We start from the raw sequence: 15,196 nt of genomic DNA, 5'->3' as shown, positions 1-15,196 counted from the left end.
GAAAAATGCTTGATATTGAAAGTTCAGCCCTGATCGACCTTCTGGTCAACGAACGTGCGAGCGTCCATCCGCAGCTGCGTGAGCAGCTCCACGATGTGGTCGAGGAAGTCGAGCGCTCCGGCAAGCCGCTGATGGAGGTGATCGAGAATTACGGTTTGTTCACGAAGCAGGAGATGCTCCAGATGATGGCCGACAACCTGGGGTCCTATGTGTGGACTCCAAAGAACTCCCCGGATATCGAGGAGTCGGTGATCAAGATGGTGGAGAACAACACCGCGCGCAGTTACGGTGTGATCCCGATCCGTTACGAGGACGGCCAGCTGGATCTGGCGATGCGTTCGCCGCTGGATTACCAGACCGCGGAGACGCTGCGTTTCGTGGTGAATGCGAACATCCTGCCGGTTCCGGTGGACCCGGACCAGTTCGACGAGGAGCTGGAGCGGTACTACCCGGAAAAGATCGACTCGGTGGCCGATATCATCGCGGAACTGACTCCGGCGGAGCTGGAGGCGGTCGACGAGGACGAGGACCATGCCAACGACGCTCCGATCGTGAAATTCGTGGATGTGGTGATCCAGCAGGCGATCAAGGACAAGGCGTCGGACATCCACTTTGAACCGTTTGAAAAGAACTTCCGGATCCGTTACCGGGTGGACGGCGCGCTCTATGAGATGCCGCCGCCGCCGAAGAGTCTGGCGGTGCCGGTGATCAGCCGCGTGAAGATTATTTCCGGCTTGAATATTTCCGAGCGCCGCCGCCCGCAGGACGGCCGTATCCAGCTGAAAGCCAACGGCAAGCCGGTTGACCTGCGTGTCTCCTGTCTGCCGACCAGCTATGGAGAATCGGTGGTGCTCCGCGTGCTCGACCGTTCCGTGGTGAACCTGAGTCTCGACTCGCTGGGGATCGGCGAGGATGTGCTGGAAAAGCTGCGCGAGCTGATCCATCTGCCGAACGGCATTCTGCTGGTGACCGGTCCGACCGGTTCCGGCAAGACCACGACGCTGTACTCCGCGCTCGGCGAAATCAACAATCCCGAGGACAAGCTGCTGACCGCAGAAGACCCGGTCGAATACGATATCGAGGGGATCATTCAGTGCCCGATCAACGATGCGGTCGGCATGACCTTCCAGCGGGCGTTGCGCGCATTTCTCCGTCAGGACCCCGACCGGATTCTCGTCGGTGAAATCCGTGACTTTGAAACCGCGCAGATCGCGATCGAAGCGTCGCTGACCGGACACTTCGTGTTCAGCACACTGCACACCAATGACGCCGCCAGCACGGTGACCCGTCTGGTGGATATGGGCGTGGAGCCGTTCCTGATCAGTTCGTCGCTGGCGGGGGTGCTCGGCCAGCGCCTGATCCGCCGGGTCTGCAAGAACTGCCGGGCGTTCTATACGCCGACCGACGAGGACCTCGACCGGCTCAATATGGACCGCGACGAAATCGGGGACCACCAGTTCTGCTACGGCAAAGGCTGCCAGATCTGCAACTATACCGGCTACAAAGGCCGGAAGGCGCTGACCGAGCTGCTGGTGGTCAACAGCGAGATCCGCGAGCTGATCTCCGAAAATGCGCCGACCACGGTGATCCGCGACAAGGCGCGGGAGCTGGGGATGCGCACACTGCGCGAAGACGGCATGCTGGCGCTGTACAACGGTGAAACCAGTGTGGACGAAGTCGTTCGCTACACATAATATAAGAAAACCGCAGAACGCGGGTCCGAAAAACGAAACGGAGAACTGAAAAATGCCGCAATTTATCTACACTGCGATGGATGGCAACGGCAAGGAGCAGAAGGGCAAGATCGAAGCTGCAAGCGAAGACGCCGCCAGTTCCGCCCTGAAAGCCAAAGGACTCTTTCCCACTTCACTGAAACCGGCGGTGGCCGCCGTGAAAAAAGGGGCTTCCACCCGCACCGGCAAGAAGAAGGGGGGCGGCATGAATATGGCGCTCGGCCCGGTGGTGATCAAGCGTAAGGAACTGACCGTGGTGACGCGCCAGCTGGCGATTCTGCTCAGCGCCGGGTTGCCGCTGATCCGTTCGCTGCATACCCTCGAACGCCAGGCGAAAAACCCGGCGGTGAAGATCGTGCTCAGCAAAACGGCGGAGACGGTCGAGGGCGGAGCGACGTTCGCGGAGGCGCTGGCGCAGCATCCGAGGTCTTTTGACAAGCTCTATTTGAACATGGTCCGGGCGGGTGAGGCTTCCGGTGCGATGGAGATCATTCTCGACCGCCTGGCCAGTTTCATGGAAAAAGCGGCCCGTATTTCGGGCAAGGTGAAGTCGGCGATGATCTATCCGTGCGTGGTGCTGACCATCGCGCTGCTGGCCGTGGTCGGCCTGATGATCTTCATCGTGCCGAACTTCCAGAAGATCTTCACGGAACTGCTGGGGCCGAACGAGCCGCTGCCGGACATCACGCTGCTGGTGATGGGGATCAGCAACACGCTGGTGTCCCACTGGTACTACTATATCGGAGGCGTGGTCGGCGTGGTCGCCCTCTATCAGGTGATCGTTCATATTCCCGCCGGCAAGTGGGGGGTGGACTGGTGCAAATACAACATGCCGCTTTTCGGGCCGATCATTTCCAAAACGGCGATTTCGCGTTTCAGCCGCACGCTGGGCACGTTGATGTCCTCCGGCGTGCCGGTGCTGAACGCGCTGTCGATCGTGAAGGAGACCAGCGGCAATGAAACGGTCGCCTCCGCGATCCAGAAAGTGCACGACGCGGTCAAGGAGGGCGAAGGCATCGCCAAGCCGCTCAGCGGCACCAAGATCTTCCCGGAAATGGTGATCAGTATGGTGGAAGTGGGCGAGGAAACCGGTAAGTTGCCGGAGATGCTCGACAAGATCGCGAACACCTACGACGAGGAAGTGGACAACGCGGTGAGCGCGCTGACCAGTATGATCGAGCCGTTGATGATCGTGCTGCTGGCCGTGATCGTCGGCGGCATCGTGATCGCGCTTTTCCTGCCGCTGACCAAGATCATCGAAAAACTCAGCTGAGGAAGCGGCGCTTCCGCGACGGCCGGCCGGAATTGTTCCGGCCGGATTTTTCCATTTTTCGGGAAGGGGGGATTCCCGCCGGTATCGGGATTTCAGTTATGAACAACAATATCTATGCCGTTATCATGGCCGGCGGCCGCGGTGAACGTTTCTGGCCGCGGAGCCGCAATGCGCGGCCGAAACAGCTGCAGAAGCTGCTGGGGGACCGGACGATGCTGGAGATGACGGCATCCCGGCTTCAGCCGCTGGTGCCGCCGGAGCGGATTCTGGTTGTCACCAACCGCGATTATGCCGGGCAGATCCGTTCCGTATTGCCGGAGGTGCCGCCGGAGAACATCATCGGGGAGCCGGCTGCCCGCGATACCGGTCCATGCGTCGCGCTGGCGGCCGCGCTGGTCGCCGCGCGGGGGGGGGCGGATGCGGTGATGCTGACGCTGCCCGCCGACCACGCGATCGAACAGGCCGGGCAGCTGCGCGCGGTGCTGAAGGACGCGGCGGAACTGGCCGCGACCCGGCCCGGCTGGCTGTTCACCATCGGCGTCAATCCGACGGAACCGGCTACCGGCTACGGTTACATTCACTGCGGGGGGGCGCTGGAAACCGGCACCGGGACCCGTTTCTTCCGGGGGCTTGGCTTCAAGGAGAAGCCGGATGCGGCGACGGCGGAACGTTTTCTGGCGGCGGGATGCTACCGCTGGAACAGCGGGATGTTCATCTGGCAGGTCCGTTCGCTGATGCAGGCGTTCGAGCGGTATGCGCCGCAACTGGCCGGGCTTTTCCGGGATGTTCTGGAGATGGAGCGGCGCAATGCGCTGGAAACGGAGCTGCCGGAGCGTTTTGTGAAGGAGCCCCGTATTTCCATCGATTACGCGGTGATGGAAAAAGCGGAGAACGTCGGCGTCGCCGAGTGCCGTTTCGACTGGGACGACCTCGGCAGCTGGCCCGCGTTGCGGAACCACCTGAAGCCGGATTCCGACGGCAACCTGGCCGACGGCCTGTTTGCCGGTGTGGATTGCCGCAACCTGATCGTCTCCGGCCGTCCCAGCCATCTGGTCGCCGCGATCGGCGTGGAGGATCTGGTGATCGTGGAGACGGAGGATGCGACCCTGGTCTGCCGGGCAGACCAGGCGCAGCGGATCAAGGAGCTGTTGAAGCTCGCCGATTCCCGTCCGGAACTCAGGGAATTTCTGTAACCATGCTGACTCTTCTGAATATCGGCAACACCCATGCCCAGCCGGCAATCTGGCATGACGGCTATCTTGAGCTCCTGCCGCGGATTCCAACCTCGGAATTGACGTGGGAACGGTTGCCGCAGGAGTATCCGGTCGCCGCCGCTTCGGTGGTGCCGAAGGCTTCGGCGCGTCTGGCCGGTCACGGTATCTATTTTCTTTCCGCCTATGACTGCGGGGGGCTGATCGACTTTTCCCGGGTGGATCCGACTACGCTCGGAGCGGACCGGGTCGCCAACGCGATTGCGGCGGCGGAGTTTTATCCGCTGCCCGCGCTGGTGGTGGATTGCGGCACCGCAATCACCATTGAGATCGTCGACGAACGGCGCCGTTTTCTGGGGGGGGCGATCGCTCCCGGGCGGCGGCTGATGCGCCGGGCGCTGTTCGAGGGGACGGCACAGCTGCCGGAAATTCCGTTTTCGCAGGAGCTGCCGGAGGAACCGGGGCGCAACACGGTTGAGGCGATCCGGTTCGGTGTGGACCGCGGCGCGGTCGGGCTGGTGCGGGAGCTGGTTGCGGCTTCGCTGCGCTCCTGCGGGATCGTCTCCTGCCTCGCGGCGGGGGGCGACGCCGGCTTCTTCGCCGCCGCGTTGCCGGAGCTGAAGGCGGTGGAGTCCGATTTCACACTGCACGGGATCCGGCTGGCATGGGAGCGGAGGCGCGACAGGCAGGCATAAAATCCCGTAAAAAGTGGGAATTCCGGTTGCATTGAAGCTGGGATTGCGGTATATTACATTCTGGTTTGTGCACAGTCAATTTGATGAAATTGGCGCTACTTAATATACTGGACAAGTCAGGAAAGGTAAGGTACGTTTTTTATGTCGAAACGGGAAGATGTCAAGAAGATATTGATCATCGGTTCGGGGCCGATCATCATCGGTCAGGCGTGCGAATTCGATTACTCGGGCACCCAGGCGTGCAAGGCCCTGCGTGCGCTCGGATATGAAGTCGTGCTGGCCAATTCGAATCCCGCGACCATCATGACCGATCCCGGCATGGCCGACCATACCTACATTGAGCCCCTGACTGTCGACAGCATCGAAAAGATCATCGCCAAAGAGCGTCCCGACGCGTTGCTGCCGAACCTCGGCGGCCAGACCGCGCTGAACCTCGCGATTTCACTTCACGACGGCAAGATTCTGGAGAAATACGGCGTGCAGGTGATCGGCGTCGACCTCGAAGCGATCAAACGCGGCGAAGACCGGATCATTTTCAAGGAAACCATGAACCGGCTCGGCGTGCCGATGGCGAAATCCGAACCCTGCTATTCGGTCGAAGAGGCCGAGAAGATCGCGTCGGAGCTGGGTTATCCGGTGGTGCTGCGCCCGGCCTACACGATGGGCGGCACCGGCGGCGGCATCGTCTACAACGTCGAAGAACTGCGTGAAGTCGTCGCCCGCGGCCTCGCGGCCAGTCTGGTCGGCCAGGTGCTGGTCGAAGAGTGCGCGCTCGGCTGGGAAGAGCTGGAGCTGGAGGTCGTCCGCGATGCGAAGGGCAACAAGATCACCGTCTGTTTTATCGAAAACGTCGATCCGATGGGCGTTCACACCGGCGACAGCTTCTGCGTCGCCCCGATGCTGACCGTGCCGGAGTCGGTGCAGAAGCAGCTTCAGGATTATGCGTACCGGATCGTCGATGCGGTCGGCGTGACCGGCGGCACCAACGTGCAGTTCGCGCACAACCGCGAGGACGGCCGGATCATCGTGATCGAGATCAATCCGCGCACCTCGCGTTCCAGCGCGCTCGCTTCCAAGGCGACCGGCTTCCCGATTGCAAGCGTTTCGACGCAGCTTGCCGCCGGGATCACTCTCGACGAGATGCCCTACTGGCGCGACGGTTCCCTCGACAAGTACACCCCCTCCGGCGACTATGTCGTCGTGAAGTTCGCCCGCTGGGCGTTTGAGAAGTTCCCGCAGGCCAAGGATCATCTGGGGACCCAGATGAAGGCGGTCGGCGAGGTGATGAGCATCGGCCGGGATTTCAAGGAGGCGTTCCAGAAGGCGATCCGTTCGCTGGAGATCGGCAAGAGCGGCCTCGGCCTCGACAAGAAGATCGAAAAGCTGTCGCTTGAGGAACTCAAGCCGCTGGCCGCGAATCCCTCCAGTCTGCGCTTTTTCCATCTGTATGAGGCGTTCAAGAAGGGGCTTTCCGTCGAGGAGGCGCGCAAGCTGACCGGCATCACCGAATTTTTCCTGAAGGAGATGAAGGAGCTGGCCGATTTCGAAGTGAAGCTGGCGGCCTATACCTGGATGGCGCTGCCGGATGAGATGCTCGTGCAGGCCAAGAAGTTCGGCTTTGCCGACAAGTATCTGGCGAAGCTCTACAACGTTTCCGAAAAAGAGGTGCGCGAGTGCCGTACCGACCTGGGCTGCGTCGCGACCTTCTGCCGCGTGCCGGTTTCGGGCGTGGCCAATAACGAAGATTACTACTACTCGACTTACTCCGGCGTGCCGGATGAAGTTGCGGTCAGCGGCAACCGCAAGATCATGATCCTCGGCGGCGGCCCGAACCGGATCGGGCAGGGGATCGAATTCGACTACACCTGTGTGCACGCCGCGTTCGCGCTGCGCGACGCCGGCTATGAATCGGTGCTGATCAACTGCAACCCGGAAACCGTTTCCACCGACTACGACACCAGCGACAAGCTCTACTTCGAACCGCTGACTACCGAGGATGTGCTGGCGATCTACGCCAAGGAGAAGCCCGAGGGCGTGATCGTGCAGTTCGGCGGCCAGACTCCGCTGAACATCGCGCAGGAGCTGAAAGATGCCGGCGTGAAGATCATCGGCACCCAGCCGGAGGGCATCCGGCTGGCCGAGGACCGCGAATACTTCCGTGAGCGCATGATCGCGCTCGGCATCAAACAGCCGCAGAGCGGCACCGCCCGTTCGCTGGATGAGGCGGTCCAGCTCGGCCGCGAAATCGGCTATCCGGTGATGGTGCGCCCGTCGTTCGTGCTGGGCGGCCGCGGCATGGCGGTGCTCTACGACGAGGAGATGCTCGTGCGCTATGCGATCGAGGCGATTCAGGTCAGCCCGGAATACCCGATGCTGATCGACCGTTTCCTCGACAACGCGATCGAGTGCGAAGTCGATGCGATTTCCGACGGCGAAGACACCTTCGTCGCGTCGGTGATGGAGCATATCGAACTGGCCGGCATCCATTCGGGCGACTCCGCCTGTTCGATTCCGCCGGTCACGCTGCCCGAAAAGCATATCAGGGCGATCGAGGAGCAGGCGGCGGCGATCGCGAAGGACTTCCGCGTCAAGGGTATCCTGAACGTGCAGTTCGCGGTCTGCGAGGATCAGGTCTGGATCATCGAGGCCAATCCGCGCGCTTCGCGTACCGTGCCGATCGTCAGCAAGGTGACCGGCATGCCGCTGGCCCGCATCGCGACCTACCTGATGCTCGGCCATAAGCTGGCGGAGTACAAAGATATTCTCAAGCCGCATCCGCAGACCTACTTCGGCGTGAAAGAGGCGGTGTTCCCGTTCAATATGTTCCCGGAGGTCGACCCGCTGCTCGGGCCGGAGATGCGCGCCACCGGCGAAGTGATGGGGCTGGCGGCCACATTCGGCATGGCCTACTTCAAGTCGCAGCAGGCGGCCGGTTCTCGGCTGCCGCTCAAGGGCACGGTGCTGGTCTCCGTGTCGGAGCGCGAGCGCAAGTACCTGCTGCCGATCGTGCAGACGCTGCATGAGCTCGGCTTCAAGCTGGTTGCTACCGAAGGGACCGCGGCGTTCCTTGAAGCGAACCGCATCCCGCACACCACGGTGAAGAAGCTCAACGAGGGCCGTCCGAACGTGGCCGACCTGATCAAGAACCGTCAGGTCGAACTGATCATCAACACTCCCATCGGCCGTCTCGGCAAGATCGACGACAGCTGCATCCGGATGATGGCGATCCAGTACAAGATCCCGTACATGACCACCATTGCGGCGGCGAAAGCCACCGCGGCGGGCATCAAGGAAGCGCTTCACGGCGAACCGGTCGTGAAGTCGCTGCAGGAGTACCAGGCCGGAAAGTAAAACGGCTTAAATGAGTCTGTCCCGGCGGAGGGGGAAAGAGCGCCGGGACGGATCTGGAAACAGGGAAAAAAATGGCTTGGATCATAGTCGTTCTGGTGATTCTGCTGCTGCCGGTGGCGATTACGGCGGTGCATTTCTGGCGCCGTTCCGCCGAGCTGGCGCGGCTGCTGGATCATGCCAACGAACGGCGGCGTGAAATCGGCAGCTTCCTGAACCGGTTCTCGACTGGCCTGCAGTCGGAGGAGGGTGTCGCGGGTGCAATGCATGCGGCGGCCCGCCATGTGGCGGAGCAGACCGACGCCGAAGCCGTCGCGATCTACGAGATGGCGGGCGACGAACTCCGGGCCATCGGAGTGTGCGGCACTTATCCTCTGGTGCACAGTACCAACAAGGTGCTTTTTTCCAAGCATCACCATCTGTTCGAGGCTCTGCGGCGGGAGCGGATCGCTCCCGGGCAGGGATTTTTGGGCGGGATCGTGGTGAACCGGCAGGCCGAACTGGTGCCGGACGCGTCGGCGGACACCCGTTTCGTCGAATATCCGGAATATTCCACACTCGGCAGTGTGATGGCGATTCCGCTGCTGCGGGACGGCATGCTGGTCGGCGTGGTCTGCGCGGCCACCAACCGTCGGCGCCCCGGCAGCAGTTTCTCCGAGGCGCAATTCGAGCGGCTCCGGCTGCTTTCCGGCCAGGTGCTGATGGTGCAGAATCTGGTGCAGGTCTACAGCGAGATCAGCCGCCGCGAGCGGATCGACCAGGAGTTGGAATTCGCGCGCCATCTGCAGATGTCGCTGCTGCCCTCGGCGTTTCCGGCGTGGGATCAGTTTTCGATCGATGCGTACACCCGTTCGGCCAAGGAGGTCAACGGGGATTTCTACGATTTCGTGGAGATCGACAACAACCGGCTGCTGATCATCATCGGCGATGCGTGCGGCAAGGGAATCCCGGCCTGCATGCTGACCGCGATGACCCGGAGCTTCGCCCGCAGTCTGGCGGACAACTTCACCACGCTGTCGGATTTCCTGAAGCAGGTCAACAACAAACTGCACCGCGACACGGACGCCGACCGCTTCATCACTCTGGGCTGCTGCCTGCTGGACCGGAGCAACTCCCTGATCGAGTTCGGCCGCGCCGGACACACCGACCTTGTGACTTATGTGCACGACCATATCCGGATCGTGTCGCCGGACGGGACCGCGCTCGGGATCCTGCCGGATGACTTCGCGACCTTCGATACGATCTGCCTGGCGTTTGAGCCGGGCACCACGCTGATGATGTTCTCGGACGGGTTGTCGGAGGCGCTGGATAAAAATGCGGAAGAATTCGGGATCGAACGGTTGACCGAAGTATTCCGCCGTTCCTGCGAGCAGGGGGGGACGCCGCAGGTGATCATGGACCGGATTCTGAACGTAGTCGCCGACTTTGAAGAAGAGCAGAACGACGACCAGACCATTGTGCTGATCCGCCATACCGGAAAAATTTAAGAAAAAATCCGTCTGCAACGAAGTTCCCCCCATTCTCAGATTTGCCGAAACCGTCTTTTTGTGATATATTTACTAAATATATCAGTCGGAAAAGGAACAGGATAAGCGATTCTCATCAGGGAGAACAACATGGCAACCGAAGTATCGTACATCATCATCACCCCGTACAGCCTCCTCAAATCCAGAACCGGCGGCATCATCGCGCGTCTGATGTCGCGGACAGATCTCGAATTCGTTGGCGCGCAGATGCTCGCTTTCACCCGTGAAATGGCCGAAAAATACGCGCAGAGTCTGGAAGACGCGGCCAGCCATATCTCTTCCGAAACCGGCAAGCTGCTTTCCGATTATGTGCTGGCGAATTTTCCGCCGCGGGAGGACGGCCGCAAGGAGCGGGCGCTGATGCTGCTGTTCCGCGGCGAGGACGCCTGCCGCAAACTGACCGAGATCACCGGGCGGCTGTCTCCGTATTCGCCGCGCTGCCTGTCGGCGGGCGAAACGCTTCGCGACACCTACGCCGACCTGGTGGAGGATAAGGACAATCCGAGCGTGGTCCGTTATTTCGAGCCGGCGGTGCTGACTCCGCCGAACATTTATGAAGCGATGGTGAAACTCAAGATGTTCGCCGATTTCGCGTCGTCGTCGCCGAACCTGATCGACAACTCGCTGGGCAGCAGCCCGGACGACGAACGCACCCTTGTGATCATCAAGCCGGACAACTGGCGCCATCCGTCGAGCCGTCCCGGCAATATCATCGACATGCTGAGCCGCACCGGGCTGCGGATCGTCGGCTGCAAGGTGCACCGCATGAGCGTGAACGACGCGCTGGAATTCTACGGACCGGTGCAGGGGGCGCTGCACAGCAAGCTGGCTCCGAAGATCGGCGAGCAGGCGAAGGAGCTGTTTGAAGAGCACTTCCATGTGAAGCTGGATGAAAAAGCGCAGGAAAAGCTGACTGAATCGGTCGGTGTTCCCTATGCGGACGATCAGTTCTCGCAGCTGATCGAATTCATGTCCGGCCGGCGCCCGGAGGATTGCAACGAATTCGAGCGCCAGCAGCAGAACAGCCAGGCGAAGTGCCTGGTGCTGATCTACGAAGGGCCGAATGCGATCAGCAAGATCCGTTCGGTGCTCGGACCGACCGATCCGTCGAAGGCTCCCGGCGGCACCGTGCGCCGTGATTTCGGCAGCAATGTGATGGTCAACACCGCCCATGCTTCGGATGCGCCGGAGAGTGTGGAGCGCGAGATGAAGATCATCCGCATTCACCAGAATTCACTGGCTTCGCGTATTTACGAGTTCCTGGCGGAAGCGCAGGAAGAGGCGTAATCCCCTCCGGAAAGGGTGGGAATGATATTTTCTCAATGGAAGCTTTTCTGCAGCCGTAACCGGTGGCTGCTGCTTTTGCTGGCGGCAGCTTTCGCGGTGCGGCTCGGTGTGGCGCTGCCGGGGATTCTGGAAGACCCTGCGGCGCGTTTTTCCCGCCCGGATACGCCCGGCTATCTGGAGCCGGCGCGGGCATTGGCTGCGGGAGGAACGCCGCTTTCCGCCGGGCGGGCGCCGGGCTTCCCGCTCTTTGCCGCATTGGTGTTCCGCTGCTTCGGCGTGGAGGCTTACGGCGCTCTGGCGGTGCTGCTGGTATTGGTCAATACCGCGACGCTGATTCCGGTCTGGCTGGCCGGGCGCGCGGCGGGGTCCTCCACCGCCGGAGTGATCGCAGCCGCTTTGCTCGGCCTGAATCTGACCATGACGGCACAGGCGCCGATGTTCCTGTCGGATACGTTGGCGGCATTCTTCGCGGCGTGGCAGTTCTATTTTTTCGTGCGTTTCTGGAAGCGGCGCGAGAGGTGGAGTTTCCCGGTGATGATCGCAGTCGCGGCGCTGGGGGCGCTGATCCGGCCGATCAATTCGGCGTGGATCTGGCCGGCGCTTTTTCTGCTGGCGGTGCTGCCGGAACTGCCGTGGCGGCGCAAGCTGGCGCTGGGGGCGGTTTCACTGGCGGTGTTCGGCGCGATCCTGTTCCCGCGCATGGCGCACAACGCGGCGCGCGGCGCGGGCTTCTGCATCGACACCAACACCGGCGCGATGTACCACCAGAACGGCGCGATGCTGCTCGCCAAGGTCAACGGCACCGACTATGAAGCGGAAAAACAGAAGATTCTGGCCGAACTGGACCGGGAGTTCGCGGACAAGGAGCGTTACCCGGATGAAAAAAGCCGGGTCGATTACCGCCTGAAGCGGTTCAAAGAGCTGATTCTGGCGCATCCTTTCGCGTGGTTTCCGCAGCATCTGCAATGGCGCATCCTGTTGCCCGATGCTCCGACCTTTCTGGAAATTCTCGGCGCGACCACTTCCGACCGGGGGACGATGAACGTGCTTCAGGCGCAGGGAGTTTGGGCGGCGGTCCGGTTTTATTTCGACGGAAAACTCTATTTGCTGTGGCTGCTGGCACCGCTGCTGGCGGTGACGGGGATTCTGTATCTGGCTGCTTTCGGCCTGCTGGCGAGCTGGTTCTGGCGGTGGAAGAGCAAGTGGTACGCGATTTTCGTGTTTCTGGCGTTTGCGGAATACTATTTCTTTCTGCCGGGGCCGATCACTGCTCCGCGTTACCAGCTTCCGGCGCTGCCGATTCTGACTTTGATGGCCGCTTTCGGGCTGATTCAGGGCTGGGATTGGGTGAAAAGACGGCGGAAAGAACGATAATCCGTAAAAATGGGTGTGTGAAAGATGGAAATGCAGAGGCATTCCGGCGGCAAGCTGTCTCCGGAAGAGGCGGAACGGCTGGAGATTTGCGAAGCGACGATCGATTCGGGGCTGAAAACCTTCTGGGAGGTCGGCGTCGCGCTGGCCGAAGTGCGCGACAAGCGGCTGTGGTACGGCGCTTATGCGAGCTTCACCGAGTATCTGGATAAGAAGTGGCATCTGCGCCGCTCCTATGCGGGCAGCCTGATGCTGGCTGCCGATATCCGCATGGAGCTGGCGGAACGTGTCGCCGAACGCCGCGAAAAACTGCGCGCCGCCCGTCCCGCCGAGGCTCCGGAGCCGGAAGCCGACGACGGTCTGCCTCCCTTTGACCTGCCGGATTCGGTGGAGAGCGCCTGCGCGTTGCGCAAGCTCGACACCGAGGATAAAATCCGGGTTCTGGAGGAGTTGAAATCCAGGGAACTTCCCGCCAGCAAGAGCAACATCAAGCAGGTGGTGGACCAGATTCTGCCGCCGTCGCCGAAGATCCCGAAGCTCTCCTACGGCACGATCCGCAACAGCATTGATGCGATCGTCCGGCAGGCGGAGTTTTTCGATTCGCTGGACCCGGACCGGATCGGCGAACTTTTCCAGTCCCCGGAACACCGCGAACAGGCGGTCGGCGCGCTGAAGAAAATGGTCGGCATTCTCGAAAACCGGCTTGCCGTGCCGGACGATGACGAGGACGAGGAAAATTGTTGAAAGAAAAGCTCCGCCGTCTCCTTTCCCGGTTGCTGTGGCTGGAGCATCCCCGTTCCGGCGCGATCTTCGGCGCCGGGCTGTTTTTGTGCATTGCCGCTTTTGGTCAACTGCTGATATATGTACTGGATGGCGTGGCCCGGGCTGCGGGGGGACAAGAGGAATCATTCGGGACGACTGTTGTGGCTTCGGTCGGTCTGCTCATCCTTGTTTACCGTCTTGTGCTGTTCGGTGTCTGCTGTTTCCGGTATTGCCGGGAATGGCTGCCGGAATTGCGTCTCCGGGTTGTGGTTTTGTGGAGCATCCCTGCCGCAGTGTTTCCGGAGATTGCGTTGATCCCGCTGGCGGTTGCCCGGCGGAACTGGCGGGCGGTTGCATTGTCAGGTGCTTATGCGGTCATTGATGTGGTTGGTATTCTGGATATATCCGGCCTTGTTATCGGGTTGTCGCCCTGGGTTGTCGATTATGATTGGGACCTGCTTTTGTTGATTGTTACGCTTCTGCTGCTGCCGGACGGGCGACGTATCGGTTATTTCTGTTGGTCTCCTTACTTGCTGGCGCTGTTGATCTGGGCAGGCAGTTTCGGAGTTGAGGCGTATGCGGCACACCGGTTAAACGCGGCCCGGCGGAAGTTGAATGAAATCGCCGGCAAAGAGCTTTCGGCGCAATCCCTCTGGGAAAAGGAGCGGTCGGGAATGCCGACCGATCAGGAACCTCTGGCGTCTTTGCTGGAAGGCCCGCAGGCGCTCGGAGAAGTCAAGCCGATTTTGCGTTCCGACTGGGCGGCGGGGGCGGAAGTCTATGAACTGGCCCGTAAGTTCCGGCATGAACAGGCGGCGCAGATTGCGTTGCTGGATCGTTTTACGGCTGGAGAGATTCCACATTTTCAGGAGAAGCCTGCCAGGATTCTGTTGCATATGCAGGTTGTGGCTCCGATCCGGTTGCGCAATTGGGCGCGTTTCTATAATAACCGGATGATTCTCGGGGCATTGGAAAAAGATCGGGAGGCGATTGAGGACGGCAATCGCCGCATCGGACGTATCCGGGATTCACTTGTCGGCGGCTATGGATTGATCCGGGGCTTGCTGGCGATCACGGTGGAATGCCTGCGCCTGAATGGTCTGGAACAGGCGGTTACCTCTCCGGCGCTGACGGATGCCGAGCTGGCCGTGCTGCAGCAGGAGTGTGCCGACTGGGCTGGGCGTTGGCCCGGTATCCACCGGCGGGTATTTGAAGAGGATATCGTTATTTTCATTGATTATGTGGATATTTATTGCAAAAACGGAGGATTATGGCGCCCTGTTCCATCAAAGCATGGTTTTTCCGAAAAGGAACTGGACAAGGATTCAAGGCTTGTGAAACGATTTATCCGCGCTTGGAATGACTGGGAGCGGCAGGCCATGTTAAAATATATGGGGAACATGATTCAAACGCTGGATGAACCGGGTTTGGGTGCGAAAGAGCGGCAGGAGAGGTTTCAGGCGATCTATGCCGGTATTCCGAAGGTATTTTCAGCGGCGCGGATGATTCTTTCCACCTCCTATGGAAAGTGGTTGAAAAAGGGTATGGAGATGATCGACTACGAGCAATCCGTGGCTGCCGGAGTCGCAGTGGAGCGTTACCGGCGGAAATACGGAAAATTGCCGGAAGAGCTGAAACAGTTGGTCCCGGAGTTTCTGCCGGAGGTGCCGCTTGATGTGAAGAACGGCCTGCCGCTGCTCTACTTAAAAGGAAAAATTCCGGTGGAGGACTCGGCTGGGAAACGTCGCTGGATCGATGGCTGCCGGGTTTATTCCCGTGATATCAACGGGAAAGACGATCAGGGAACACGTAAGAAAGGGCGGTTCTCCTTTACTGTGTTGTTTCCGGAAAGGCAGAATGTTTTGGAGTTGTAATGGGCGATCGGAGGCTATTTGCCTAGGAAGCCTGCCGTTTTGAAGGCAGGCGGGTCTCTCCGCCCTGTCGGTCGGCAGACCTTGGGGGCGCAGCAGCGCACAAATGTCTCCGACGG

General features: G+C 60.6%; 10 protein-coding genes. All 10 read left to right on the top strand.

Annotation, left to right across the window (positions count from 1 at the left end):
• Positions 1-5: 5 nt before the first annotated feature.
• The 10 genes from C8D82_RS09230 to C8D82_RS09185 all read left to right on the top strand — a co-directional run bounded on the left by C8D82_RS09230 (position 6) and on the right by C8D82_RS09185 (position 15,080).
• Positions 6-1,694, top strand: a complete 1,689-nt coding sequence (locus C8D82_RS09230) for a GspE/PulE family protein (RefSeq protein ID WP_116883993.1) — start codon at positions 6-8, stop codon at positions 1,692-1,694.
• 52 nt (positions 1,695-1,746) lie between these two features.
• On the top strand, positions 1,747-3,006 hold the full coding sequence (locus tag C8D82_RS09225) for a type II secretion system F family protein (RefSeq protein WP_116883992.1): 1,260 nt from the start codon (positions 1,747-1,749) through the stop codon (positions 3,004-3,006).
• Between the two features lie 98 nt (positions 3,007-3,104).
• Positions 3,105-4,199: a mannose-1-phosphate guanylyltransferase gene (locus tag C8D82_RS09220; protein WP_133245131.1), complete on the top strand. Its 1,095-nt coding sequence runs from the start codon at positions 3,105-3,107 to the stop codon at positions 4,197-4,199.
• A 2-nt stretch (positions 4,200-4,201) separates the two neighbouring features.
• Positions 4,202-4,912, top strand: coding sequence for a type III pantothenate kinase (locus C8D82_RS09215; protein ID WP_116883990.1), 711 nt, complete (start codon positions 4,202-4,204; stop codon positions 4,910-4,912).
• A gap of 141 nt (positions 4,913-5,053) precedes the next feature.
• A complete protein-coding gene (carB, locus tag C8D82_RS09210) occupies positions 5,054-8,263 on the top strand; it encodes a carbamoyl-phosphate synthase large subunit (protein ID WP_116883989.1) in 3,210 nt (1,069 codons plus the stop codon).
• A gap of 71 nt (positions 8,264-8,334) precedes the next feature.
• Positions 8,335-9,747, top strand: a complete 1,413-nt coding sequence (locus C8D82_RS09205) for a PP2C family protein-serine/threonine phosphatase (protein ID WP_116883988.1) — start codon at positions 8,335-8,337, stop codon at positions 9,745-9,747.
• A 129-nt stretch (positions 9,748-9,876) separates the two neighbouring features.
• Entirely contained in the window at positions 9,877-11,073 is a 1,197-nt protein-coding gene (locus C8D82_RS09200; RefSeq protein WP_116883987.1) for a nucleoside-diphosphate kinase, read from the top strand.
• Between the two features lie 21 nt (positions 11,074-11,094).
• On the top strand, positions 11,095-12,447 hold the full coding sequence (locus C8D82_RS09195) for an ArnT family glycosyltransferase (protein WP_116883986.1): 1,353 nt from the start codon (positions 11,095-11,097) through the stop codon (positions 12,445-12,447).
• A gap of 24 nt (positions 12,448-12,471) precedes the next feature.
• The gene (locus tag C8D82_RS09190; RefSeq protein WP_116883985.1) at positions 12,472-13,188 is read left to right on the top strand and encodes a hypothetical protein; all 717 of its coding nucleotides are present in this window, start codon (positions 12,472-12,474) and stop codon (positions 13,186-13,188) included.
• On the top strand, positions 13,185-15,080 hold the full coding sequence (locus C8D82_RS09185; protein ID WP_116883984.1) for a hypothetical protein: 1,896 nt from the start codon (positions 13,185-13,187) through the stop codon (positions 15,078-15,080). Before C8D82_RS09190 ends, C8D82_RS09185 begins: the two co-directional genes overlap by 4 nt.
• Positions 15,081-15,196 lie beyond the last annotated feature (116 nt).

This window comes from Victivallis vadensis (assembly GCF_003096415.1).
Lineage (GTDB): Bacteria > Verrucomicrobiota > Lentisphaeria > Victivallales > Victivallaceae > Victivallis > Victivallis vadensis.
The sequence above is the reverse complement of the archived record's forward strand: the minus strand, read 5'-3'. Positions and strand labels throughout refer to the sequence as shown.

Bases quoted from the DNA above. Each gene is read 5' to 3' on its own strand.
- C8D82_RS09230 (WP_116883993.1), top strand. From the start codon at position 6: ATGCTTGATATTGAAAGTTCAGCCCTGATCGACCTTCTGGTCAACGAA.
- C8D82_RS09225 (WP_116883992.1), top strand. From the start codon at position 1,747: ATGCCGCAATTTATCTACACTGCGATGGATGGCAACGGCAAGGAGCAG.
- C8D82_RS09220 (WP_133245131.1), top strand. From the start codon at position 3,105: ATGAACAACAATATCTATGCCGTTATCATGGCCGGCGGCCGCGGTGAA.
- C8D82_RS09215 (WP_116883990.1), top strand. From the start codon at position 4,202: ATGCTGACTCTTCTGAATATCGGCAACACCCATGCCCAGCCGGCAATC.
- carB (WP_116883989.1), top strand. From the start codon at position 5,054: ATGTCGAAACGGGAAGATGTCAAGAAGATATTGATCATCGGTTCGGGG.
- C8D82_RS09205 (WP_116883988.1), top strand. From the start codon at position 8,335: ATGGCTTGGATCATAGTCGTTCTGGTGATTCTGCTGCTGCCGGTGGCG.
- C8D82_RS09200 (WP_116883987.1), top strand. From the start codon at position 9,877: ATGGCAACCGAAGTATCGTACATCATCATCACCCCGTACAGCCTCCTC.
- C8D82_RS09195 (WP_116883986.1), top strand. From the start codon at position 11,095: ATGATATTTTCTCAATGGAAGCTTTTCTGCAGCCGTAACCGGTGGCTG.
- C8D82_RS09190 (WP_116883985.1), top strand. From the start codon at position 12,472: ATGGAAATGCAGAGGCATTCCGGCGGCAAGCTGTCTCCGGAAGAGGCG.